20 protein-coding genes are annotated in these 22,837 nt (G+C 40.3%); 16 read left to right on the forward strand and 4 right to left on the reverse strand.

Annotated features, from left to right (window positions below; all coding sequences use genetic code 11):
- Positions 1 to 42: 42 nt before the first annotated feature.
- Complete coding sequence (locus Q1W14_RS20005; protein ID WP_300704444.1) at positions 43 to 915, reverse strand: AraC family transcriptional regulator; 873 nt, start codon at positions 913 to 915, stop codon at positions 43 to 45.
- 89 nt (positions 916 to 1,004) lie between these two features.
- The gene (locus tag Q1W14_RS20010; RefSeq protein WP_300704445.1) at positions 1,005 to 1,466 is read right to left on the reverse strand and encodes a M23 family metallopeptidase; all 462 of its coding nucleotides are present in this window, start codon (positions 1,464 to 1,466) and stop codon (positions 1,005 to 1,007) included.
- A gap of 464 nt (positions 1,467 to 1,930) precedes the next feature.
- Between Q1W14_RS20010 and Q1W14_RS20015 the strand changes: the two genes are divergently transcribed.
- From Q1W14_RS20015 to Q1W14_RS20025, 3 genes are all read left to right on the forward strand, one after another.
- Complete coding sequence (locus Q1W14_RS20015) at positions 1,931 to 3,286, forward strand: DUF5690 family protein (protein ID WP_300704446.1); 1,356 nt, start codon at positions 1,931 to 1,933, stop codon at positions 3,284 to 3,286.
- A complete protein-coding gene (locus tag Q1W14_RS20020; RefSeq protein WP_300704447.1) occupies positions 3,286 to 4,431 on the forward strand; it encodes a porin in 1,146 nt (381 codons plus the stop codon). The genes Q1W14_RS20015 and Q1W14_RS20020 overlap by 1 nt, the downstream gene beginning before the upstream one ends.
- 104 nt (positions 4,432 to 4,535) lie before the next feature.
- Positions 4,536 to 6,047 carry an NAD(P)H-hydrate dehydratase gene (locus Q1W14_RS20025; RefSeq protein ID WP_300704448.1) on the forward strand — a complete coding sequence of 504 codons (1,512 nt, stop codon included), beginning with the start codon at positions 4,536 to 4,538 and terminating at the stop codon, positions 6,045 to 6,047.
- A gap of 7 nt (positions 6,048 to 6,054) precedes the next feature.
- Here Q1W14_RS20025 and Q1W14_RS20030 read toward each other — a convergent pair whose 3' ends face one another.
- A complete protein-coding gene (locus tag Q1W14_RS20030; RefSeq protein ID WP_300704449.1) occupies positions 6,055 to 6,738 on the reverse strand; it encodes a DUF5715 family protein in 684 nt (227 codons plus the stop codon).
- A 116-nt stretch (positions 6,739 to 6,854) separates the two neighbouring features.
- Here Q1W14_RS20030 and Q1W14_RS20035 point away from each other — a divergent pair, with 116 nt between their 5' ends.
- The 5 genes from Q1W14_RS20035 to Q1W14_RS20055 all read left to right on the forward strand — a co-directional run bounded on the left by Q1W14_RS20035 (position 6,855) and on the right by Q1W14_RS20055 (position 10,216).
- Positions 6,855 to 7,166 (forward strand): outer membrane beta-barrel protein, encoded by a 312-nt coding sequence (locus Q1W14_RS20035; protein ID WP_300704490.1) that lies wholly within the window; start codon positions 6,855 to 6,857, stop codon positions 7,164 to 7,166.
- A gap of 191 nt (positions 7,167 to 7,357) precedes the next feature.
- Positions 7,358 to 8,107 (forward strand): tRNA pseudouridine(38-40) synthase TruA, encoded by a 750-nt coding sequence (gene truA, locus Q1W14_RS20040; RefSeq protein WP_300704450.1) that lies wholly within the window; start codon positions 7,358 to 7,360, stop codon positions 8,105 to 8,107.
- 26 nt (positions 8,108 to 8,133) lie between these two features.
- Positions 8,134 to 9,033, forward strand: a complete 900-nt coding sequence (locus Q1W14_RS20045; protein ID WP_300704451.1) for a DMT family transporter — start codon at positions 8,134 to 8,136, stop codon at positions 9,031 to 9,033.
- Positions 9,034 to 9,046: 13 nt separating this feature from the next.
- Positions 9,047 to 9,520 (forward strand): GAF domain-containing protein, encoded by a 474-nt coding sequence (locus tag Q1W14_RS20050; protein WP_300704452.1) that lies wholly within the window; start codon positions 9,047 to 9,049, stop codon positions 9,518 to 9,520.
- Between the two features lie 48 nt (positions 9,521 to 9,568).
- The gene (locus Q1W14_RS20055; RefSeq protein WP_300704453.1) at positions 9,569 to 10,216 is read left to right on the forward strand and encodes a DUF3256 family protein; all 648 of its coding nucleotides are present in this window, start codon (positions 9,569 to 9,571) and stop codon (positions 10,214 to 10,216) included.
- Here Q1W14_RS20055 and Q1W14_RS20060 read toward each other — a convergent pair.
- Positions 10,203 to 11,093 (reverse strand): YitT family protein, encoded by an 891-nt coding sequence (locus tag Q1W14_RS20060; protein WP_300704454.1) that lies wholly within the window; start codon positions 11,091 to 11,093, stop codon positions 10,203 to 10,205. The genes Q1W14_RS20055 and Q1W14_RS20060 overlap by 14 nt on opposite strands.
- A gap of 238 nt (positions 11,094 to 11,331) precedes the next feature.
- On the opposite strand from Q1W14_RS20060, the gene Q1W14_RS20065 reads away from it, so the two are divergent.
- The 8 genes from Q1W14_RS20065 to Q1W14_RS20100 all read left to right on the forward strand — a co-directional run bounded on the left by Q1W14_RS20065 (position 11,332) and on the right by Q1W14_RS20100 (position 22,763).
- Positions 11,332 to 12,216, forward strand: coding sequence for an AraC family transcriptional regulator (locus Q1W14_RS20065; protein WP_300704455.1), 885 nt, complete (start codon positions 11,332 to 11,334; stop codon positions 12,214 to 12,216).
- A gap of 186 nt (positions 12,217 to 12,402) precedes the next feature.
- Positions 12,403 to 12,966 carry a glucose-6-phosphate isomerase family protein gene (locus Q1W14_RS20070; protein ID WP_300704456.1) on the forward strand — a complete coding sequence of 188 codons (564 nt, stop codon included), beginning with the start codon at positions 12,403 to 12,405 and terminating at the stop codon, positions 12,964 to 12,966.
- Complete coding sequence (locus tag Q1W14_RS20075) at positions 12,963 to 13,922, forward strand: ROK family protein (RefSeq protein ID WP_300704457.1); 960 nt, start codon at positions 12,963 to 12,965, stop codon at positions 13,920 to 13,922. The genes Q1W14_RS20070 and Q1W14_RS20075 overlap by 4 nt, the downstream gene beginning before the upstream one ends.
- Positions 13,906 to 15,669, forward strand: coding sequence for a class I mannose-6-phosphate isomerase (locus Q1W14_RS20080; RefSeq protein WP_300704458.1), 1,764 nt, complete (start codon positions 13,906 to 13,908; stop codon positions 15,667 to 15,669). The genes Q1W14_RS20075 and Q1W14_RS20080 overlap by 17 nt, the downstream gene beginning before the upstream one ends.
- Positions 15,662 to 16,447, forward strand: a complete 786-nt coding sequence (locus Q1W14_RS20085; protein ID WP_300704459.1) for a glucose-6-phosphate isomerase family protein — start codon at positions 15,662 to 15,664, stop codon at positions 16,445 to 16,447. Before Q1W14_RS20080 ends, Q1W14_RS20085 begins: the two co-directional genes overlap by 8 nt.
- 11 nt (positions 16,448 to 16,458) lie before the next feature.
- Positions 16,459 to 17,868 (forward strand): sugar porter family MFS transporter, encoded by a 1,410-nt coding sequence (locus Q1W14_RS20090; protein ID WP_300704460.1) that lies wholly within the window; start codon positions 16,459 to 16,461, stop codon positions 17,866 to 17,868.
- A 36-nt stretch (positions 17,869 to 17,904) separates the two neighbouring features.
- Entirely contained in the window at positions 17,905 to 21,027 is a 3,123-nt protein-coding gene (locus tag Q1W14_RS20095) for a TonB-dependent receptor (protein WP_300704461.1), read from the forward strand.
- 23 nt (positions 21,028 to 21,050) lie between these two features.
- On the forward strand, positions 21,051 to 22,763 hold the full coding sequence (locus Q1W14_RS20100) for a RagB/SusD family nutrient uptake outer membrane protein (RefSeq protein WP_300704462.1): 1,713 nt from the start codon (positions 21,051 to 21,053) through the stop codon (positions 22,761 to 22,763).
- Positions 22,764 to 22,837: the final 74 nt, after the last annotated feature.

Here is a 22,837-nt window from a genome sequence, read left to right on the forward strand (position 1 = left end):
AGATTGATAAAGTATTCAAACCAAAAAGTATAAAATTCAAATCTAACGGACGCGATAGTGTTTTGGGGTATTGCCAGTCACTTTTTTGAAGAAATTGCTGAAATAATTCGGGTATTCAAATCCAAGGGCAAAAGCGATATCGGCAACACTCCAGTCGGTATATTGTAGCAATGATTTCGCTTCGGCGGTAATTCGCTCGGCAATTATAGTGGTAGTGGATTTACCTGTGGTTTCCTTGACAGCACGGTTTAGATAGTTTACATGAATGCACAGATTGGCTGCATAATCTTGAGCGGTTTTGAGTTGCAGAGGTGTGTTTGGGCTTTCTATCGGAAACTGACGCTCAAGTACTTCCATGAATTGAGTAGTTATTCTTAGTAAGGCATTGTTGAAATGCGTGAAGTATTCGGCAGGTCGCATTTGCAATGCTTCGTGAATGATAAGTTGGATATAATTACGCATCAGGTCGTCTTTATATGAATAATCCGTAGTCTCGTTTGCAATCATAGTCTCAAAAATTTCGGTAAGCTTAGATTGTTGTTCCAGATTGAGTTTAAAAGCAGGCGTTCCGCCTATTTTAAACAGAGGCGAATGTTGTAGACTTTCCAGACGCGCAAGCGGCTTAATGAAATCATCGGTAAAAACACAGGAATAGCCCGTTTGATTTTCGGACAGAATTTCGGTCGCATATGGTACTTTGGGGTTGGCAAGAAGAAGGTACACTCCATCGAGATGAATAGTATGGTCGTCGTAATGTACCTTGCTATCTCCTATACTGAGTATGATCAAGTAATAATGCCGACGACCGAATGCAGTAGGTTTGCTTTTCGGAACACTATTTCGGCTTACTTTAAAACCTCTGAGTTTTAGTGTCGCTATTAATGCCGAATCAAGATATTCAACAGGAGTCTCCATATAGATACAAAAGTATAAAAAACAAATTAATTCACTGACATAATAAAAATAAAAATCTCAGCCAAACAGATGAGATTATATTTCTTTACTTATTCTAGTATATAATAGCACCACCCACTCGGATTAAGGAAGCGGTTACCTTTCCTTATTTCATAATGCAAGTGACTGCCAGTTGAGATTCCGGTGCTACCCACACAGCCGATTTGTTCAGTTATACTTACCGAATCACCTGCATTTACCATCGTTTTGCTTAGATGTGCATAGAATGAACAAAAACCGCCGTAGTGCTGAATCTCTATAAAATAACCATACCCTGAATCATAACCTTTACGGATCACTATTCCGTTCCCTGTGGTATAAACAGGGGTTCCCTTAACTTTTGGAATATCTATGCCTGTATGGAATTGTCGCATCCTGCGAATAGGATGCCTGCGCATTCCGAAACCCGATGAAATATATTGCATCTTTTTAATCGGAGAAATTACGGGATAGTCGCATAATTCTTCAATGGATAGCTGTAATGAATCCGCTATCCGTTGAAACTCCGTCACAGAATAAATCTGTTCCGTAAACCTTGGAAAATCCAGCGCGCGTTGACCCCGTGTGCCAAAGCGAAATTGACCCCTGAAATTATTCCTAAATAATATATGGGGATCCTTTTGAATTTGAAATAAAATGCTTAACTTTATATTCGGTTATTTGAAGTTATGCAAAACATGGAGTATCGCTGAATTAGATAGGTCTCCAAATCGTTACTTTCTTATTTGCTAACTCTTGATTCTGCTCGTAACCAATCTTTTAAGTCAAATCAGCGTTTTTTTTCTAAAAATAGAAAGGGACCCGAGGTGATTCCTCACATCACCTTTTTTGTCCGTATGTTATGCTTTTGTTTCATAAATATTACATTAATGCTACATAATTTATTGTCTGATAATTAAATGAATAAATAATAAATATTCATTTTTCCTCTGCCTCCACTGTTCTACTTTTGTTCCCGAAATCAAATGAGAACAAAATGAAAACCATTGCCAATATTAAAGCAGAACTGCTTTCTAACAAGAAATTATCAGATCTTGTATTTATCCTTTGGGCCGGAGGTGCAGCCCTATTATCTTATTCTTTAGTATATGCACTACGCAAACCTTTCACGGCTGCAACATTCGATGGCATGGAAGCCTTCGGACTCGATTACAAAGTACTTACAACCATTATACAAATCCTGGGTTATCTTATTGCCAAGTTTGCAGGAATCAAACTGATCTCCGAGTTGAAGAAGGAAAACCGGATGAAGTTTATCCTTGTATCTATCCTTGTAGCAGAACTTTCTTTGGTTATGTTCGGCTTGCTGCCTGCTCCTTATAATATCTTCGCAATGTTTTTCAATGGTTTGTCATTAGGTTGTATGTGGGGAGTGATATTCAGCTTTATCGAAGGAAGACGCACTACCGATATTCTTGCCAGTCTATTGGGTATCAGTATTGTGATTAGCTCGGGAGTAGCCAAGTCTACGGGACTGTTTGTGATGAATACACTGCATGTAGGAGAGTTTTGGATGCCGGCTCTTATCGGTGCTTTCGCTTTACCGCTGTTGGCTCTGTTGGGCTATGTCCTCAACCGTTTGCCACAGCCTACCAAAGAGGACATCGCAGAAAAAAGCCAGCGCGTCACCCTGGACAGCAAGCACCGCAAAGAGTTGTTCATTAATTTCCTGCCTGTATTGATTCTGTTGTTTGTGGCCAATCTGATGCTGGTTATTCTGCGTGATATAAAAGAAGACTTCCTGGTGAAGATTATAGATATGAGCGAACACTCTTCCTGGATGTTTGCACAGGTAGACAGTATTGTAACACTTATTATTCTCGCACTTTTCGGTATGATGGTATTTGTGAAGAGCAATATCAAAGTGTTGGTTATCCTTCTGAGCATGGTGGTTGCCGGAACTGCTACCATGAGTTTTGTTTCATTCAACTACGATACGCTTCAGCTCGATACCGTGACTTGGCTGTTTGTTCAGAGTTTGAGTCTTTACATTGCTTACCTCTGTTTTCAGAGTATCTTCTTTGACCGTTTCATTGCTTGTTTCAAGATAAAGGGGAATGTAGGGTTCTTTATTGTAACAATCGACTTTATCGGATATACAGGTACGGTATTGGTACTGATGTTTAAGGAATTCTTCAGTACAGAGATCAACTGGCTTGAATTTTACAATCAGATGTCGGGCTATGTAGGAATTGTTTGTACGGTGGCATTCACCAGCTCTATCATCTATCTGGTGCAGAGGCATCGACGTGAAGAAATGCTGAGAAACGGAATGGCAGAAGAAAACGAAGAGCAGGGAGCTTTGCCATCCATCAATCAAGTTTCGTGCTGATGAACTATCTTTCTAAATCCTTCTTGTGCCTGTTGGCGGTCTTTGTTTCCATGACCGCCGCAGCTCAGGAAAACTCAACGGATAAAATACAATATAAGCTGACCGGACGCATGCTGATGGACGGTGGCGTTTTCTTGAGGAATGAGAATGGTTTCGGTAACGGTACTGAGTTCAGCGATTTGCGGGTAGGGGCGAAGGCTACGTACCAGCAATGGGACATGAAAGTGGAGATAGGTTATGTAGGAAGCAAGGTGTCCATAAAAGATGCTTTTGCAACGTACACTTCCGGGAAGCATATTATTCAAGTAGGGCAGTTTTACGAGCCGTTTACGTTGGATATGCTGTGCAGTACGTTCGATCTTCGCTTTAATCAGTCACCCGGTGCTGTTTTGGCTATGACCAATAGCCGAAGACTGGGCGCGGCTTATACTTATAATTCACAGCATTACTATGCTTGTGGCGGATTTTTTACTGATAATGATATTAGTAATCTGAAGAATGTATCGCAGGGATATGCTATTGATGGACGTTTGGTTTATCGACCTGTAAATGAATCGGGCAAGTTACTCCATCTAGGGATGGCTGGCGTATATCGTACGCCGGACGGGACTTTACCCGAAGAAGAAAATAGGAATGTCTTTATATATAAGTCTCCCGGTGTAAGCACTATTGATAATCGTAATTTGATTTATGCTGAGGTGGATAATACACGATATCAATTCAAACTGGGTGCGGAGCTTTTAATCTATTATCATAAATTCTTTCTACAAAGCGAATATATACGTACACAGGTAAAGCGTCGTACCGGATTTACTGACTATACCGGTCAAGGAGTTTATTTACAATGTTCTTGGTTGTTGTTGGGAAATGAATATGCGTATGATGAGGCATTGGCATGTCCGGCTCGTCCGATAGGGCGTGCGTTGGAACTTTGCGGACGCTTTAATATTGTCGATATGAACGACCGAAATGCAAACATAACAGGAGGCGCACAAAAAGATCTTTCTTTGGGACTGAACTATTATATCAATAAGCATGTGGGGGTGAAGGTGAATTATAGTTATGTGATGCCTGGCAACCATATCAAAGAGATCAGCCGTAAAAACTTCAGTCTCTTTCAGGCAAGATTTCAATTCATATTATAAACATTGTTTTGTAGGTTCGATTAATAAAAAACTGCTACTCGCATTGTAGAGTTGGAATCAAAGCCCTATCTTTGCTCAACGATTTAAAGATAGAGGATACCATCATGAAGATATTTACTACGGCAAGCATCAAGCAACTGGATGCATTTACAATAGAAAACGAACCTGTTTCTTCCATCGATTTGATGGAACGCGCTTCACAAACTTTGGCAAAAGCCATTTCAGAACGTTGGGATACTAGTACTCCATTTACGGTTTTTGCCGGACCGGGCAATAACGGAGGAGATGCTTTGGCAGTATCGCGCCTGATGGCTGGGAAAGGTTATAAATTGGAAGTGTATCTGTTTAATACAAAAGGTTCTCTTTCTCCGGAATGTAATACCAATAAAGAACGACTTGGAGGAATTGCTAACGTCGATTTCCACGAAGTGACTTCACAATTTACCCCTCCGGTATTGACGGCGGAGCATGTCGTGATTGATGGACTATTTGGCAGTGGATTGAATAAAGCATTGAGTGGTGGCTTTGCAGCGGTGGTGAAGTATATCAATGCTTCGTCGGCTACGGTGGTTGCCATTGATATGCCTTCGGGACTTATGGGTGAGGACAATACCTACAATATAACGTCCTGCATTATTCGTGCTAATTTAACTTTGAGCTTGCAACTGCCGAAATTGGCTTTCTTTTTTGCTGAGAACGAACCATATGTAGGCGAATGGCAACTTCTGGATATCGGTCTCAGTGAAGAGGCGATGGTGGAAGTAGCGACCGATTTCTTCATGTTGGAAAATGAAGATATGCCTTATTTGCTGAAATCGCGTAGTAAGTTTGCGCATAAAGGTAACTTTGGTCGGGCATTGCTCATTGCCGGTTCGCAAGGAATGGCGGGGGCATCGGTACTTGCTGCGAAGGGTTGTCTTCGTTCGGGAGTGGGATTGCTGACGGTGCATGTACCGTTCTGTAACAACGCCATCGTGCAGACGGCCGTGCCTGAAGCGATGACTCAAATAGATATTAGTGAAACATGTTTTGCTTCTGCCATTGATACGGATGATTATCAGGCGGTAGGAGTCGGTCCCGGACTGGGGAAAGCCGCCGAAACAGAAGCTGCCTTACTGGAACAAATCGATACGTGCCAGACACCGATGGTGGTAGATGCCGATGCATTGAATCTTTTGGGAGAGAAACGTAGCTATATAGGTCGTCTGCCCAAAGGAAGTATTCTTACTCCGCATCCCAAGGAATTGGAACGCCTTGTCGGTATATGCCAGAACTCATACGAGCGCTTGATGAAAGCGCGCGAACTAGCAAAGTCTGCTAATGTACACATTATATTGAAAGGTGCCTATTCCACTATTATCGCACCAGATGGTAAGTGCTGGTTCAATATCACAGGAAATCCGGGTATGGCAACAGGAGGTAGTGGTGATGTGCTGACTGGTGTCGTTCTGGCATTATTGGCACAGGGCTATGATACAGGAACTGCTGCCCGCCTCGCTACCTATATTCATGGACTTGCCGGTGATATTGCCTGCAAGAAACAAGGTGAGATAGGAATGGTAGCTAGTGATATCATCAGCAACTTGCCATTGGCATGGAGAATGCTGGAAGAATAACAATAGATTATTTTCTAGTTGTTATATGGAAGCAACCTTGCTTTAATTCGTACTTAATGTAGCACTTTTCGGCCTGCTTCAGGTCTCTCAATACTTCGGATAAGACTAGCTTCAGGGTGTCGGAACTAACATCCTGCAAGGGTCGTCCGTCTTCATCTTCTACTTTCTGAAAGCGTTTCCAGCTAACATCAAAAGTAGTGCCGTAGAAGTGGGCGGAATTTTCGGAGGCGTTTCCATTGCGACGTCGCAAGCGTTTCACATCGTCTTGAGTGCGGAGCACGGAGGTTACGACTACTTTATTAGGATTCAATCCTTTGGCTGTGAGCGAATCGAGAAAGTTACTTCCGATTGAGTCCAGTAGATGGGCTGCTCCCGGAATTAAGTAGGGAATGGAATGCGTTAATGAATCGACTACATAGAACTCGTTCGTAGTAATGTGTTGCAATTGCCCCTTCATGCTTTCTGCCTCTTCGCGTGAAGCAAGCGGACGTATACCGATAACTTGTGCAATGCTGAGATGTTTATCATTCAAATCTCCAAAAGAACGTTTATAGCTGATTACTCCACGGATGTTATGAGGTTCGTTCAGTTTGAGTGACATATCTTTCTTTTTGCATCCGCTGAGGCTGAAAGTAAGTACTAATCCTATTAACAAGAGGGAGGGGATATAGTGGTATTTGAAATGCGCCATTGTAATCTTTCTTATATAATTCATCATAAAATGCTTCGGCAAAGATAAACCATTCCTGCGAAACAATGGCATCATGCAAATAAATTTGTTTCAATTCATTTCTCAGAAGTTTTCCTATTTATGCTATGGGGCAATGGAATACATCCACAGGAGGAAGGTTTTATGCCGGAGTGGGACCCTATTTCGGCATGGGATTAAGTGCCAAAATGAAAGATAGCGATATTGATCTTTATAAAAAGGTGAATGGAGAAACTCCAATGAGCCGTATGGTTGTGGGTGGCGCCGCTCAAATTGGTTACGAATTCAATTTTGGACTACAAATAAATGCAACTTACAAATTGGGTATTACAAATTCTTTGGACAGCATGAAAGATGATGCCAAAATGAATAGTCAAACAGTGAGCTTAGGCATTGGGTACCGGTTTTGATGTTTTTAGCTGTAATTCTGAAAAGTAAAAACAGGTATGTGCCATTCTTTATCAGGTTAGTGAATGAGAAAGAATGAACAAGAGTGGCACTTCACTCCTACATCGGCAAGAAAATTTAAATAACTATCAGGTAGATTGTCTTTAACGGCAATCATTTCGTTATCTTTGCACCCGAAAAAACAAGGAGGAACGTGAAACGATATTTTATTTATTTGGCATACGATGGTACTGCTTATCATGGTTGGCAAATTCAACCTAATGGGACAAGCGTACAGGAGTGCTTGATGAAGGCACTTTCTATTTTACTTCGTCGTGAAGTAGAAGTGATAGGGGCGGGGCGTACCGATGCCGGTGTGCATGCTTCGCTGATGGTGGCTCATTTTGATAGCGATATGCCTTTGGATACAGCTTTAATGGCTGATAAGCTGAATCGTCTTCTGCCTCCCGATATTTCGGTCTATCGTCTTCGTCCGGTTATTCCTGAAGCACATGCCCGTTTTGATGCTACATCGCGAAAGTATAAGTATTATATTACTACTACTAAAGTTCCTTTTGAACGTCAATACCGTTGTCGCCTTTTTCAAACTCCTGACTTTGAACGGATGAATGAAGCGGCACAGGTGTTGTTCGACTATACGGACTTTACCAGTTTCAGTAAACTGCATACCGACGTCAAGACCAATAACTGCAAAATAATGCATGCTGCCTGGACGCAGCACGATGAACTTACTTGGGTGTTTACCATTCAAGCCGATCGTTTTTTGCGTAATATGGTGCGTGCCATAGTCGGCACTCTTCTGGAGGTAGGTCGTGGAAAACTTACCATCGAAGGTTTTCGCCGTGTCATTGAACAGCAAGATCGTTGCCGGGCAGGGGCTTCCGTTCCCGGGAATGCTTTGTTCTTGGTAGATGTCACTTACCCCGAAACCTTCTTTCTTTAACTTTCAACTCCCAACTTTCAACTGACATGTGGTTATTCTTTGCCTTCCTTTCAGCAGCTTTACTGGGCTTTTATGATGCTTTTAAGAAGCAGTCGCTTCGCGACAATGCGGTACTTCCGGTGTTGTTTTTGAATACGATTTTCTCTAGTCTGATATTCCTGCCGTTCATCCTTATATCTGCTTTTCTGCCTACGGTGCTCAGTGGTAGTATGTTTGAAGTTCCCATAGTAGGGTGGGAGGTGCATAAATTCATCCTTTTAAAATCGTTTATAGTCCTTTCTTCCTGGATATTCGGTTACTTTGGAATGAAATATTTGCCGCTAACGATTGTAGGACCGATTAATGCTACTCGTCCCGTGCTGGTACTTATCGGTGCCATGTTATTGTTTGGCGAACGTTTGAATCTTTATCAATGGATCGGCGTCATGCTTGCGATACTCTCTTTCTTTTTGTTGAGTCGCTCTGGTAAGAAAGAGGGGATCGACTTCAAACATAATAAGTGGATATTCTTTATCATCCTTGCTGCGATAGCGGGTGCTATCAGTGGCTTGTACGATAAATATCTGATGAAACAACTGAACCCCATGCTGGTGCAATCCTGGTATAATGTGTATCAGGTATTCATCATGTGTCCCATCATCCTGTTGTTATGGTATCCCAAACGCAAAGAAAGTACTCCTTTCCGTTGGGATTGGACTATTATCGGAATTTCTATCTTTCTTTGTGCGGCCGATTTTGTTTACTTTTACGCATTAAGTTACGAAGATTCTATGATTTCCATTGTTTCTATGGTACGCCGTAGTAGTGTAGTGGTTTCCTTTATCTTCGGTGCCCTCTTCTTCCGTGAAAAGAATTTAAAAAGCAAAGCCATTGACCTCATTTTGGTGTTGATTGGAATGTTCTTCCTATATTTGGGGAGTCATTAAAAAAAGAAAGTGCATGGCAGAAGATTTATATATTGATAAGGGTAGTAAGGAAGAAAAGTATCGTGCTCTGCTGCCACAACTGAAGAACTTGATTGACGGTGAAGATGACTTGATAGCTAATCTTGCCAATGTATCGGCTGCGCTGAATGAAACATTCCATTTCTTTTGGGTTGGCTTTTATCGTGTGCAAGGAGAAGAGTTGGTTCTTGGTCCTTTCCAAGGTCCGATAGCTTGCACGCGTATCAGAAGAGGACGTGGGGTTTGCGGCACGGCGTGGGCGAAGGCAGATACGCTGATAGTGCCGGACGTCGATGTGTTTCCCGGACATATAGCGTGCAGTTCGTTGTCGCGTTCCGAGATCGTTGTTCCGCTAATCCGAAAAGATGAAAACGAAGTATGGGGAGTTCTTGATATTGATAGTGAAAATCTGAATAGTTTTGATGAAATAGATGCCCGTTTTCTCGAAGAAGTTTGTTCATGGCTTTGAGCACTTCCGTGAAAACAATAAATAGTTAATAGAATATAGAATAATGTTATGATGAAGAAATTGAGTGCACTTATATGTTTGTCTTTTATCTGTTTAGTCTCATTGCAGGCACAGGATGCCAAAACATGTTTTAAGAATATGCCGGATTCTTTGAGTCCAATACTGACCTCCGTAAATCGTGCCGATTTTATTGATTTTCTGGATAGTAAGATGAAAGCGGAGGTTACCAATAGTTTCGGTAGTAAATCGGAGATGACCGAACTTTCTTCGGATTATGCCCATGTAAAGATGACTCCTCAGAGTACGTGGCAAATGAAGCTTCTTTCCGTGAACGATAGTACAAAAGTGATTTGTACGATTTCTACGGTCTGTGCACCTGCATGTGACAGTCATATTAATTTCTACACAACCGATTGGAAAGAGTTGCCTGCCGCTCCTTATTTATCCGGATTGCCTGTATTAACAGATTTTATTGTTGAGGCTCCCGATTCAGTTGACATCTATGAATATCAGGAAGCCTGTCGCAAAGCAGATATGTTGTTGATGAAAGCGGATCTTTCTTCTAAGGACGCTACACTGACATTCACTTTTACAACTCTCGATTATATGGAAAAAGAAGCGGCGGACAAACTAAAACCGTTCATTCGCCGTCCTATAACATACGTTTGGAAAGAAGAAAAGTTTATTTTACTTTGATCTTGTCAAAACCTTCTCCGTAGACTCCAATGACAGCACTCTGTGATACAAATGCATTGGGGTCTATGTCTTTTATTAACCGGAAGATAATGGTTGATTCCCGCTTTTTAGCAAGGACAAATAGCATTTTCTGTTCTTTTCCACTATAGAAACCCGAGGCATTGATAACCGTTGCACCTCGATGAGGATATACATTGATATGTCTTGCAATCTCTTCGTACTTCTCACTGATGATAAAGAATTGTACTGATTGACGGGCACTATTCACTACCTGATCAAGTACAAAACTACAAATATACAGCGTTACATAGCCATATACTACCTTTTCCCAATCCTTTAAAACAAAATAACTGGAAGATATAATGATAAGGTCGCATACCAACATAACCCTTCCCAGTGTAATATCCCGGTACTTGTTGATAACAGCAGCGATGATATCTGTACCACCCGTACTACCGTTTGAAGTGAAAGCAATACCAATACCACTACCGCAGAATGAAGCCCCAATTACGCAGGCCATGAAAGGTTGGTCGTGAAGAAGGACAACGCCTTCCATCAGCTTTTGGATCAGAGAGAGGAAGAAAGTGAGTGTAAATACGGCAAATATCGTTTTAATACTGAATTTCCAACCTAAAATACGTATCGCAAGAAGTAATAGGGCAAAATTGATAGCAAAGTAGGTGTATTGTACAGGAAAACCTGTAGCGAAATAGACGATAGAAGCAATGCCCGGTACACCACCGGTCGTAATATCATTAGGCAATAGGAATACGGTCCAACCTATGCCATACATAATCATGCCTAAGGCAATCATCAGATAATCTCTCAGTTCGCGCACAGTGTTCTGCCGAGAAGGAACGCTTACAATTTTTTTCATTTTAATTTGATTAGGTTGTGAAATTTTCGGCAAAGATACAAAAGATATGCGGTTTTGATATTTTATGGTTTTATTTTCTTTCAATGATTCAGGAGTATTTGTCTGTTCGGAAAATGAGTCATGAAATCTTTGTTGGAATGATGACACTATTTTTAACGCTTATAAGCTTGTGGTAATAAAATTATTATCTATATTCGCTTTTATAATGGAGATGACACTTTTACTTTAAAACAATACGATGAAACCACTTTACCAAGATTTACCTTTTCCGGTCGATAGCCATATACATTATTATATAGAAGATCTTCCTCACTTTATTGTCCCTTGGCATTATCATCCGGCAATAGAAATTATGTATATCACAAGTGGGACCGGAACTCGTTTTGTAGGCGATCATATCGAGTCATACGAAGAAGGAGATATTTGTATGATCGGTCCTGATCTTCCCCATGAATGGCGTAATGACAATGTTTACTTTGACAAAGAGTCAGGATTGCGTGCTACTTGCATTTGCTTGTTTTTTAAGCGGGAGATATTTGATCCTAATTTTATCCGGTTGTCCGAGATGAATGATATCCGTGACTTGATAGAGAGGTCACGACGCGGATTGAAGTTTACAGGGAAGTCGAAATTGGCAATAACTCAGTTTATAGATCGTTCGGTAAATGATACGGGCGTACAGAAGGTGATAAATCTTCTGTCACTTCTGTCACTGATGGCAGAATCGACAGAGTATAAGTTATTGGCTTCGATTGGCTTTACTAATTCTGTCAATTCAGAAGATTTCGAGAGATTTAATAAAGTCTATAAGTTTTTGGTGAAGAACTTTGCCACTTCTATTAAACTGGAAGATGTTTCGGCACTTGTTGGATTGACGCCGACCGCTTTTTGCCGTTACTTTAAAGAACGAACCAAGAAAACTTTTGTAGAATATCTGAACGAAATGCGTATAGGCTATTCTAAAAAACTATTACTTGAAAATAAAATGAAGATTTCTACCATTAGTGTAGAAGTAGGATTTTCTAACTTATCAAATTTTATATCTCAGTTCAAAAAGATAACAGGAATGTCACCGTCTCAGTTCCAAAAGAAATTTGAAGTAAAGACCAAACAAATAATCTGATCATATTATCTTAGATAAACTAAGAAATCGCAGGAGATAACACCTCTGATTTTTGTTTTTTGCAGTAATTATGCCTATTTATAATGAATAATGGTAAGATACCATAATTATCGGAAAATATAGAGGAAAGACCTAGTTTCTAATCAGCGTACATTTGCAATGTAAGATATTAAAAGTATAATGCTGATGGATAATAGAAGAATATATGTACCGTCTTCGCTCTTTATGAGAGACTATCTGGTAGGAGAGGAAATACAAAAGAACTCAAAAACTTTGGCCGATTTGCAGGGCATTTTTCACAATGTCGAAGCTTGTCAAAAGATGTCTCCCGAAACCTTATTATATGAGGTGAGTTGCTACTTACCCGTTCAAGAAGGATTGCCGGGAGGTCTCTATTTTGGAATCACAAAGATTTTTTCAGGTAAGGTTGGTGATGAATATTTCATGACCAAAGGGCACTTTCATGCTAATATTGATCGTGGAGAATATTACTGGGGTATAGAAGGAGAAGGAGTATTGATCCTGATGGATCAGAATCGTTGTATTTGGGGAGAACAGATTTTCCCGGGCAGCCTTCATTACATACCAGGAGGAGTAGCTCATCGTGTGGCTAATGTAGGTACTTCCATATTGTCATTTGCAGCGTGCTGGCCATCGGATGCCGGACATAATTATCAGGAGATTCTTGATAATGGATTCTCTGCATCTTTACAGTGTATAAATGGTAATCCTGAATTAATCGCACTATGAGTACAAAGCATATCATAGCCGTTGATTTGGGAGGAACTTTTACGAAGGTGGGACTTTTGCGCGATGGGGAGTTAATCGACTATATAAAGATGTCTTCTCGTACAGATTTAGATATGTCGGCAAGTTTACCGGAGATAGAAAGCGCTATCAATTTTTTGATTCATTCCAATAATGTAAAGAGGATTTTGGGGATTGGCATTGCTTTCCCGGGATTAGTAGACAATCGGAAAAGCCTTATCATATCTACCAACGAGAAATATGATGACGGAGTCAACCTGGATTTGGACAGATGGGCGGATGATAACTGGGGGGTACCTTTTTATATCGATAATGATGCAAGGCTAGCAACAATCGGTGAGTGGCAGTACGGAAGTGGCAAAGGGTATGGTAGCGTTGTCATGATGACTATAGGCACAGGAATAGGGACCGGGGTGATTATGGAGGGTAAGGTGATGTATGGAAAGCATTTTCAAGCAGGTTCATTGGGAGGACATTTTGTGGTTGATTATAAAGGTAGATTATGTTCTTGTGGAAACAAGGGATGTGTTGAAGCGCTGTCTTCCTCATTTTTTCTGCACAAGATTATAAAGGAACACGCTTCAATATCACCCGATTTCAAGGCAGTGTCGCATAACTATGATTTTAAAGAAATCTTTCAATTGGCTGAGTCGGGTGATAAAGATGCACTACTGATAAGAAATGAGTGCATTGCAATATGGGGAGCAGCGGTTATCAACTTTATTCATGCATACGATCCGGAAGTCGTCATTCTTGGTGGTGGAATTATGAACAGTCACAAAGTGATTGTACCCTATATCGAAGAACGAGTTCAGAAGTATGCCTGGACACCGAGTGGAAAAGTGCCTGTAGTGGTATCGAGTTTGGGAGATTATGCTGCTTTATATGGTTTGGAATATTGTCTGAAAAACAAGGTAAGAGATGAAATATATTGCTAATTATGAGAAACATCCTTTTGTACAGATTTCGGATTGTTCGGATGCATGTACCCGGGGTTGGACTGCCATAACAGGCAGAATCAAGGAACACTTGAATCAAACGGACAGAACATTGAAAGTGGTAGCTGTTGAATGCTATCAGGGAGTGTTTGAAGAGGAAATGCGTGAGGCGTTTACTTACGAATTCAACGATGCTGTAGTTATCCATACTACCAGTACGATGCTGGCCGAGCAACAAATTGATGATTTCTTCCATCCGGACATTACGGATGACGAGGTATTTGGCTACATGACTCGTCATACTATAGACTGCTTCTTTGATGTCGATAAAGTGAACACGGTACGTAGGCAGATTGCGGAAAAGAAGTCAGGAATAGTCATTATCTATGGAGTTGGTGCCGGTTACATCTGCGAAAATCCCGATTTATTGGTCTATGCTGATATGGCAAGATGGGAGATACAAACGAGATTTCGCAGGAATGAAGTCTCGAATATAGGTATTAGTAATAAAAATGAAAGAACCTCTTTGCAATATAAAAGAGCCTTCTTTGTTGACTGGCGGATATGCGACAGGCATAAGAAGGAGATGATGCCCCGTATTGATTATGTATTGGATACTAACCAACGGAATTGCCCTAAAATGATAACAGGCAAAGCGATGTATGAAGGACTGGAGAAAGCTGTCAATGGGCCTTTCCGAGTTGTCCCTTTTTTCGACCCGGGGCCTTGGGGTGGACAATGGATGAAAGACATTTGCGGTTTAGACAAAACAGTACCTAACTATGCCTGGTGTTTTGACTGTGTACCCGAGGAGAATAGTTTGCTATTGGCTTTTGGCGATGAGAGAGTCGAGATACCCTCCATCAACCTGATATTTGCTTATCCCCGGCAGTTACTTGGCGATGCTGTTTATGGCAGATTCGGAGATGAATTCCCGATACGTTTTGATTTTTTGGACACAATGCAAGGCGGCAACCTCAGTTTGCAGGTACATCCTCTGACGGAGTATATACAACAGAAATTCGGAATGCATTATACACAAGATGAGAGCTACTATATACTCGATGCAAAAGAAGGAGCAACGGTATATCTCGGATTGAAGGAGAATATAGAACCGGAAAAAATGCTGGAAGATTTGAGGCAATCCCAAAATACTGGCCAGTTTGATGCAGAGCAGTACGTGGGCATTTATCCTGCAAAGAAGCACGATCATTTCTTGATTCCGGCAGGTACGATACATTGTTCGGGGAGGAATAGTATGGTATTGGAGATTAGTGCAACTCCGTTCATATTCACCTTCAAACTTTGGGACTGGGGACGAATGGGATTGGATGGTCGACCACGCCCTATAAATATTGCTCATGGAGCTAATGTGATACAATGGAATAGAACCGAATCCTGGGTAAAGAAAGAGTTGATTAACAATGTTTCCAAAGTAGCCGAAGGCAAAGAATGGTATGAAGAAAAGACAGGATTACACCAACAGGAGTTCATTGAAACCAGAAGACATTGGTTTACGGGTAAAGTTCTGCACAAGAATAATGAGGGAGTCAATGTATTGAATCTCATCGAAGGACGGGCGGCAATCGTAGAAAGCCCTACCAATCAGTTCTCACCATTTGTGGTACATTATGCAGAAACGTTTATCATTCCTGCTACCGTAAAGGAATATACAATCACACCTTATGGTGAAGCTGAAGAAACACAGTGTGGAACAATCAAAGCATTCGTAAGACATCATGCATAAGAGTAGTTTTGATAAAGGGATTGAGATTGATATGGTTGAAAATCCGTTGGGATTTGTCTACGGAAAGGGCGTGTTTGGCCCGACAGTAGAAAACCGACGGTTAGGCGATATCCGGTCCAGTTTAATGGATCCGACCTGCGATGGACCGGATGTAGTCTATTCCATAGCTATGGATGTGGGCAAGGATGAACATAAAGAACTTTTGCAACGATTGCATTTACTTTTTGGAGTCGTAGCTTATGCTAAAGGACGTTTGGGAATGGAACCTATCCGAAGTCAAGGACATATTCATAAGATATCTCCGTTTTGTCAATGGTCTACTCCCGAAATCTACGAGATATGGAATGGTGAAGCGGTCATTTACATGCAGGAATTTGCTTCGGACAATCCGGGAAAATGTTATGCTGTTCGTGCCAAGCCCGGTGATGTTGTAGTGGTTCCTCCATACTGGGTGCATGCTACGATTAGTGCCAATGCAGATGAGCCTCTAGTCTTTGGTGCTTGGTGCGACCGGGAGTATGGCTTTGAATATGACCAGATACGTCGTCGAAAGGGTATTGCTTGGTATCCGGTTTTTGAAGGTAATGAGTTGAAATGGATAAGGAATGCCAATTACTGTTATTCCAAATTGATAAAAAAGCGTCCGGGAGAGTATGGTAAATTGGGTATTGAAAAAGGTAAATCTATATATAGGATTTTTGAAGACGACCCGGATGCTTTTTCATATGTTCCGAGACCTGAATTACGAAAAGAAGTTTGGATAAATTTTGAACCTTAAAAACAGTATATATGAAGAATAAACACATTATAGTCTTGATTACTACAGTCGTTGCTACTGGCGGACTTCTCTTTGGATTTGATACCGGTGTGATATCGGGTGCAATACCTTTTCTTCAGGCAGACTGGAGAATAGATAATGGTGACATTGAGTGGATTACGGCAGCCGGCTTACTGGGGGCTATGTTGGGAGCTTTGGGTGGTGGACGGATGTCGGATGTATTTGGAAGGAAGAAGATTATACTCGTATCCGCAGTGATATTTGCCGTAGGAGCTTTATGGTCGGGCTTGGCAACAAGTTTGATAAGTTTGATTCTCTCCCGTTTGTTCCTGGGTATAGCCATCGGCGTAGCTTCTTTCACAGTTCCATTGTATATTGCAGAGATTGCACCGGCCAAGTCCAGGGGGCGTTTGGTTTCGATGTTTCAGTTGATGGTAACAATAGGTATTTTATTTTCATATCTGTCGGACACGTTTTGGGCTGACGAAAGTAAGTTGGACTGTTGGAGAATGATGCTTTGTGTAGGTGTTGTGCCGGCTTTGATATTATTGATAGGTATGTTTTTTATGCCCGAAACGCCCCGGTGGCTTATGAGCAAGGGGCGAATGGAAGAGTGCCGGAGAGTATTGCTAAAGATAGAGCAGGAAGATACTGTCGATGATTTGCTACGGCAGATGGAAGGTGAAATTCAGAAGGATAAGGACAGTGTGACGGGATGGAGCTATCTGATGCAACCCTGGCTTAGAACGCCCTTGATGATAGCAGTTTGTATTATGTTCTTCCAGCAGTTTGTCGGTATTAATACGGTAATTTACTATAGCCCCAAAATCTTCCTGATGGCAGGTTTCGAAAGTACTTTATCTGCAATTTGGGCTTCTGTGGGTATCGGAGTTGTGAATGTGCTTTTTACCATCATTTCCCTGTACTTGGTAGATAAGATTGGACGTAGGAAGTTGTATTTCATTGGCTTATCGGGAATAATCGTTTCTGTTTTGTGTCTGAGTACTTGTTTCCTTTACGCTAATCAGTTGGGCGAGGTGGGCAGATGGTTGATGGTCGGGTTTATGTTTGCATATGTGGCATTCTTTGCAATCAGTATCGGACCTTTAGGCTGGCTCGTAATTTCGGAGATATTTCCTCAGAAAGTACGTGGACTGGGCACTTCGATAGGTTCGCTGTCCGTTTGGGTATTCAATTGTATCGTGTCTTTCACCTTCTTCAAAATAGTCAAGGCTTTCTCCGTTTCGGGGACGGAGATTGTGGTTGGGCAGTCTACTTCTGAGAATCCGGCAGGTGCATTTTTCCTCTACGGATTTATCGCTTTGGTGGCATTGGTATGGGGATATTTCTTCTTACCGGAGACACGTGGGCTGTCTTTGGAGGAGATAGAAAGAATGTGGAAACAAGATAAAAAGGGTTAGTGATAGGGATTTCATTATAATTAAAATCGTGATATTATGAAAATGACAAGATCTTTTCGACTTTATTTTATTATCACTTTTGTTTTGTTAGGATTTGGGCAAAACGTATTGTTTGCCAATAAGTCAATTATAAGTGATAGAATTGTAGAACAAAATCAATCCCAGTTAGTGACAGGATTGGTAGTAGATGCTAATGGTGATCCTATTATTGGTGCCAGTGTTATAGAGAAGGGAACAACTAATGGTGATATTACCGATCTTGATGGCAAATTCACATTAAATGTAAAAGTCGGAGCAATTCTGAAGATTTCTTATGTAGGCTTTCAGTCTCTAGAAGTCAAGATATCTGAAACAATGAAAATTGTTTTGAAGGAAGATAGTGAATTATTGTCAGAAGTTGTTGTTGTAGGCTATGGTACTCAAAAGAAAACATCATTGACAGCAGCAGTTTCTTCCGTAGAGGGTAAAGAAATAAGCCAGCAACCGGTGGCGGATATAACAAATGCATTAGGAGGCAGAATGGCAGGTGTGATATTTACTCAAAAAAGTGGCGAACCGGGAGCAGATTTATCTGATATTATGATTCGTGGTGTGAGTACAACTGGTAACAGTGCTCCACTAGTAATTGTTGATGGTATTCAACGTGAATTATCTAGGTTAGACCCTAATAGTATTTCCTCTATTACTATATTGAAAGATGCTGCAGCGGTAGCTCCTTATGGTATGGCAGGAGCAAATGGTGTAATTTTAGTAACGACCAAGCAAGGAAATGCCGGTGCCCCCAAGTTTTCTTATAATGGATATGTAGGATGGCAAAATCCGACAGTGTTAACTGAGTTTGCTGATTCATATGAATATGCTCGGCTATTTAATCAAGCGAATGATAATCAAGGGCAGCCTCATCGCTTTTCGGAGCATGAACTTGAAATGTATAAATCGGGGAAAGACCCGATTAATTTCCCTAATCATAATGTTTTAAAGGAATTGATTAAATCTAATTCTCCAATCACAAGCCATAATATTCAATTATCAGGTGGAAATGAGAAGTTTAATTATTACATAAGTCTGAACTACTTGTACCAAGGCGGTATGTGGGATACTACTGATATGAATAAATATAGCTTAATGTCGAAGATACAGGCACAGGCAACTAAAACGACTAAAGTAGAATTGTCCGTCACTGGACGTATTGAACAGTTTAATTATCCCGGAGTATCTTCGGGAGGTGCAGGAAACATCTTTGCTCAGGCCTTTCGTACCCCTCCAATTGCTCCATTGGTATATCCTGGTGGGCTGGCAGGCGAGTTTGAAGGAAGAACTGTGTATGGACAAATATATCAAAGTGGATATAATAAATATCGTAATTATGTAATGTATAATCAAATGTCTGTAGAGCAAGTCTTACCTTTTATAAAAGGCTTGAAGCTAAAAGGCGTAGTTGCATATGATTTAAAACCGACTCATAAGAAAATCTGGAAGACTCCAATGCCTTATTATACAGTGGATATGTCAAGTGGTACACCTGAATATATTAAGGCTGGAAATGATGGACCGGAGAAACCCACATATACACAGAATTATTCAGAAAATCAAAGTTTGACTCTTCAAGGTCAGATATTGTATAATGATACATTTGGAAAGCATGAAGTAGGTGGATTAGCTGTATTTGAAATGAGAGATACACAAGGAGATTTTTTTGAAGCCTCTCGATTGAATTATAATGTTAACATACCTGAGTTGAATAATGGTAGTTCTGCTCCGGCTGATATAAAGAATAGTGGTAATTCCTCCAAGACCAAACAGCGTTCTATTATTTATCGTGTTAACTATGCATACGATGGTAAATACTTGTTTGAGACTTCCGCCCGCTATGATGGTAGCTATTATTTTGCTCCTGGTCACAGATTTGGCTTTTTCCCATCTGCTTCATTAGGTTGGCGTATTTCAGAGGAAAACTTTCTGAAAGGTCATTCTAATTGGTTGAGCAATTTGAAGTTGAGAGCTTCCTATGGTGAATCAGGTGCCCTTGCTGCTGAACCGTTCCAATATCTCAGTTCTTATAATTTATATAGTAATTCTGCAGTGATAAATGGAAAGCCTACACAAGGTTTATCGGAATTGTTGGAGCCAAATAGATATATTACTTGGGAAAAAGCAAAGAAGATGGATATAGGTTTTGATTTGGGGTTATTTAATAATAGAGTTTCATTTTCAATGGACTACTTTTCTGAATATCGAAGTAATATGTTAGTGAAGCCGCAAGTTACAGTTCCGTTTGAGTATGGAATCGGGATAGCTCAAGAGAATAAAGGTAAATTGAAAAACAGGGGTGTGGAGTTCAGTTTAATTGCATCAAATCAATTTTCAAAGGATTTGTTTGTCGGACTTCAGGTGAACTTTACTTATGCCAAAAACAAGATTGTAGAGATTTTTGAGACACCTGCGACTTTCAATAATCCATATAGAAAACAAACAGGGCGACCATTGGGACAGAAGTTTGGTTATAAAGCATTGGGCTATTTCCAGGTATCGGATGATTTGAATGGAGATGGTATTATTGATAGGGGCGAATATGATGTTAAACAACCTTGGGGAACAGTACACCCAGGTGATTTGAAATACCAGGATACCAATAAAGACGGTTCGATTACAGTTGATGATATGGTACCTATCGGACTTTCAAACATTCCGCAAATAGTATATGGCTTTTCTCCTAGTATCAGATATAAAGGTTTTGATTTGCTTTTATTATTTCAAGGAGCAGCTAAACGTGACTTTTGGATTGGAGATGTAGCTGCATGGCCTTTCACAAATAATTCTTCAGTACCAAGAACTGCATTAGATGTGTGGACGCCTGAAAATCCGAATGCTAGAAACCCACGAGTTACGACTATTCCAGCTACAAATAATACTCAACATTCATCTTGGTGGTTGCATAATGGAAACTATTTGAGATTGAAAACAGGAGAGTTAGGTTATACTATTCCAAAAGTTTTAGCTAATGGGATTGGAATTGAATCTGCCAGAATTTATGTATCCGGACAGAACATATTTACATGGAGTAAAATTAAGAATTTTGATCCTGAAATCAGTGATCAAAACGGAATCTATTATCCCCAACAAAAGGTTATTTCTATTGGCGTTGACATAAAATTTTAATACACTTAATAATGGATTTATTTATGAAGAAGTTATACTATTTTGCTGTTATTATTTGTGTGATTTTAACAGCCTGTGATGACAGTTTACTTGATGTTACTCCCAGAGACCGTTTGTCGGATGGAAATATATGGAATGATGAGAGTTCTGCTGATTTATTTTTGAATGATATATATGATAGACTGCCTGATGGCAATAATTATCAGGATCCATTTGAAAACTTTAGTGATAACTCTATGAATGGTTTCTCATGGGCACCATCTAGAAGTTTGGAAAGAGAGTCTTCATATACACCTTATATTTATCCTGATGGGTTTATTACTTTGAATGTATATTGGGATATGAATTATACTTTCATAAGGAAGTGCAATATCTATATAAAGAATATTTCAGAATCAAATTTGTCAAATAGCTACAAAAAAGAGAGGGTTGCTGAGGCACGTTGTCTTCGTGCATTCTTTTATCATATATTATGGATGAACTATGGTGGTCTGCCTTTGATTACAGAGCCTTTAGACCGAATAACCCAAGGTAGTGAAATTTTTAAGTCTAGATCTACGATTGAACAAACAGCTCATTTTCTAATTGAAGAACTGAAATTAGCTGCAGACGACTTATCTATAGTAAAAGAATCCGGCCGTGTAACTAAAGGTGCAGCATTGGCTTTAAAAGGCTGGGTAGAACTCTATTTTGCAAGTCCTTTACATAATCCGGATAATGATTTGAAACGTTGGGAGCAAGTTGCTATTACCAATCAGGAGATAATGAACCTAGGCATCTATCATTTGTATTCTGATTATGGAAAGCTTTTTCTGCCTGAGGGAAATAACAATGAAGAAGGTATTCTATATCGTCAGTATTATCCGGGAGCTAAAGGCGGAAGAGAATCTAGCTATATGTCGACCCCTTATACAGGAAATGGTGGACACACTAGTTGGGGAGCAGTTAATCCCACCCATAATTTGGTTGCAGATTATGCTATGAGTAATGGCAAGACAATAGATGAAGAAGGCTCGGGATATGATGCACAGAAACCTTATTTGAATAGGGAGAGGAGATTTTATGAGACCATTGTATACGATGGCTCTTACTGGTATAATACAACAATTTATACTCGCTTAGGAATTAATAGTTTGAATGAATTAGACTTGTCAGATGCTAGTGATGCAACTAATACTGGATATAATTTACGCAAACGCATGAATCCTAATATTGCATTGGGTGCAGCAAACTGGGATGGGGCTACAAGTAGTCAAAACTATTATTTATTCAGATATGCTGAAGTTCTTTTGAACTATGCTGAGGCTCGTAATGAGGCTGTAGGTCCAGATGTTTCTGTTTATGATGCAGTAAATGCTGTCAGAGAAAGAAATCCGGAAGAACCCTATTTGCCAAAGTTGAAAGAGGGATTAAATAAAGATGAAATGCGTCAGGTGATTCGCCGTGAACGTAGAGTTGAATTAGCATTTGAAGATAAACGTAGATTCGACTTACTAAGATGGAAGATTGCTGAAATAGTATATAGCAAGGGATTGCAGGCTATGAAAATAGAGGAAGTTGACGGAACCTTGAAATATACTGTTGTACAGGCACCGGATGGAAAACGAAAATTTGAATCTAAAAATTATGTATTCCCTATACCACAGCAGGTATTGGATCAAAGCCCTATAATCCGTGATCAAAATGGTGGATCTGATAAATGGGAAAATGGTCAGAACCCTGGATATGGTAAATGAGGAATTCTATAGCGGATTATGTGGATAAATATTAGAGCTTATCCACACAATATTTTATAGAATGGATTAAAGCA

It is taken from the genome of Bacteroides sp., from assembly GCF_030151085.1.
Lineage (GTDB): Bacteria > Bacteroidota > Bacteroidia > Bacteroidales > Bacteroidaceae > Bacteroides.

Excerpts from the sequence above, each read along its gene's own strand:
- Q1W14_RS20100 (WP_300704462.1), top strand. The coding sequence starts at position 21,051 with ATGAAGAAGTTATACTATTTTGCTGTTATTATTTGTGTGATTTTAACA.
- Q1W14_RS20045 (WP_300704451.1), top strand. The coding sequence starts at position 8,134 with ATGTGGTTATTCTTTGCCTTCCTTTCAGCAGCTTTACTGGGCTTTTAT.
- Q1W14_RS20080 (WP_300704458.1), top strand. The coding sequence starts at position 13,906 with ATGAAATATATTGCTAATTATGAGAAACATCCTTTTGTACAGATTTCG.
- Q1W14_RS20090 (WP_300704460.1), top strand. The coding sequence starts at position 16,459 with ATGAAGAATAAACACATTATAGTCTTGATTACTACAGTCGTTGCTACT.
- Q1W14_RS20020 (WP_300704447.1), top strand. The coding sequence starts at position 3,286 with ATGAACTATCTTTCTAAATCCTTCTTGTGCCTGTTGGCGGTCTTTGTT.
- Q1W14_RS20015 (WP_300704446.1), top strand. The coding sequence starts at position 1,931 with ATGAAAACCATTGCCAATATTAAAGCAGAACTGCTTTCTAACAAGAAA.
- Q1W14_RS20055 (WP_300704453.1), top strand. The coding sequence starts at position 9,569 with ATGATGAAGAAATTGAGTGCACTTATATGTTTGTCTTTTATCTGTTTA.
- Q1W14_RS20025 (WP_300704448.1), top strand. The coding sequence starts at position 4,536 with ATGAAGATATTTACTACGGCAAGCATCAAGCAACTGGATGCATTTACA.
- Q1W14_RS20005 (WP_300704444.1), bottom strand. The coding sequence starts at position 915 with ATGGAGACTCCTGTTGAATATCTTGATTCGGCATTAATAGCGACACTA.
- Q1W14_RS20065 (WP_300704455.1), top strand. The coding sequence starts at position 11,332 with ATGAAACCACTTTACCAAGATTTACCTTTTCCGGTCGATAGCCATATA.
- Q1W14_RS20030 (WP_300704449.1), bottom strand. The coding sequence starts at position 6,738 with ATGGCGCATTTCAAATACCACTATATCCCCTCCCTCTTGTTAATAGGA.
- Q1W14_RS20075 (WP_300704457.1), top strand. The coding sequence starts at position 12,963 with ATGAGTACAAAGCATATCATAGCCGTTGATTTGGGAGGAACTTTTACG.
- Q1W14_RS20060 (WP_300704454.1), bottom strand. The coding sequence starts at position 11,093 with ATGAAAAAAATTGTAAGCGTTCCTTCTCGGCAGAACACTGTGCGCGAA.
- Q1W14_RS20085 (WP_300704459.1), top strand. The coding sequence starts at position 15,662 with ATGCATAAGAGTAGTTTTGATAAAGGGATTGAGATTGATATGGTTGAA.
- Q1W14_RS20070 (WP_300704456.1), top strand. The coding sequence starts at position 12,403 with ATGGATAATAGAAGAATATATGTACCGTCTTCGCTCTTTATGAGAGAC.
- Q1W14_RS20050 (WP_300704452.1), top strand. The coding sequence starts at position 9,047 with ATGGCAGAAGATTTATATATTGATAAGGGTAGTAAGGAAGAAAAGTAT.
- Q1W14_RS20095 (WP_300704461.1), top strand. The coding sequence starts at position 17,905 with ATGAAAATGACAAGATCTTTTCGACTTTATTTTATTATCACTTTTGTT.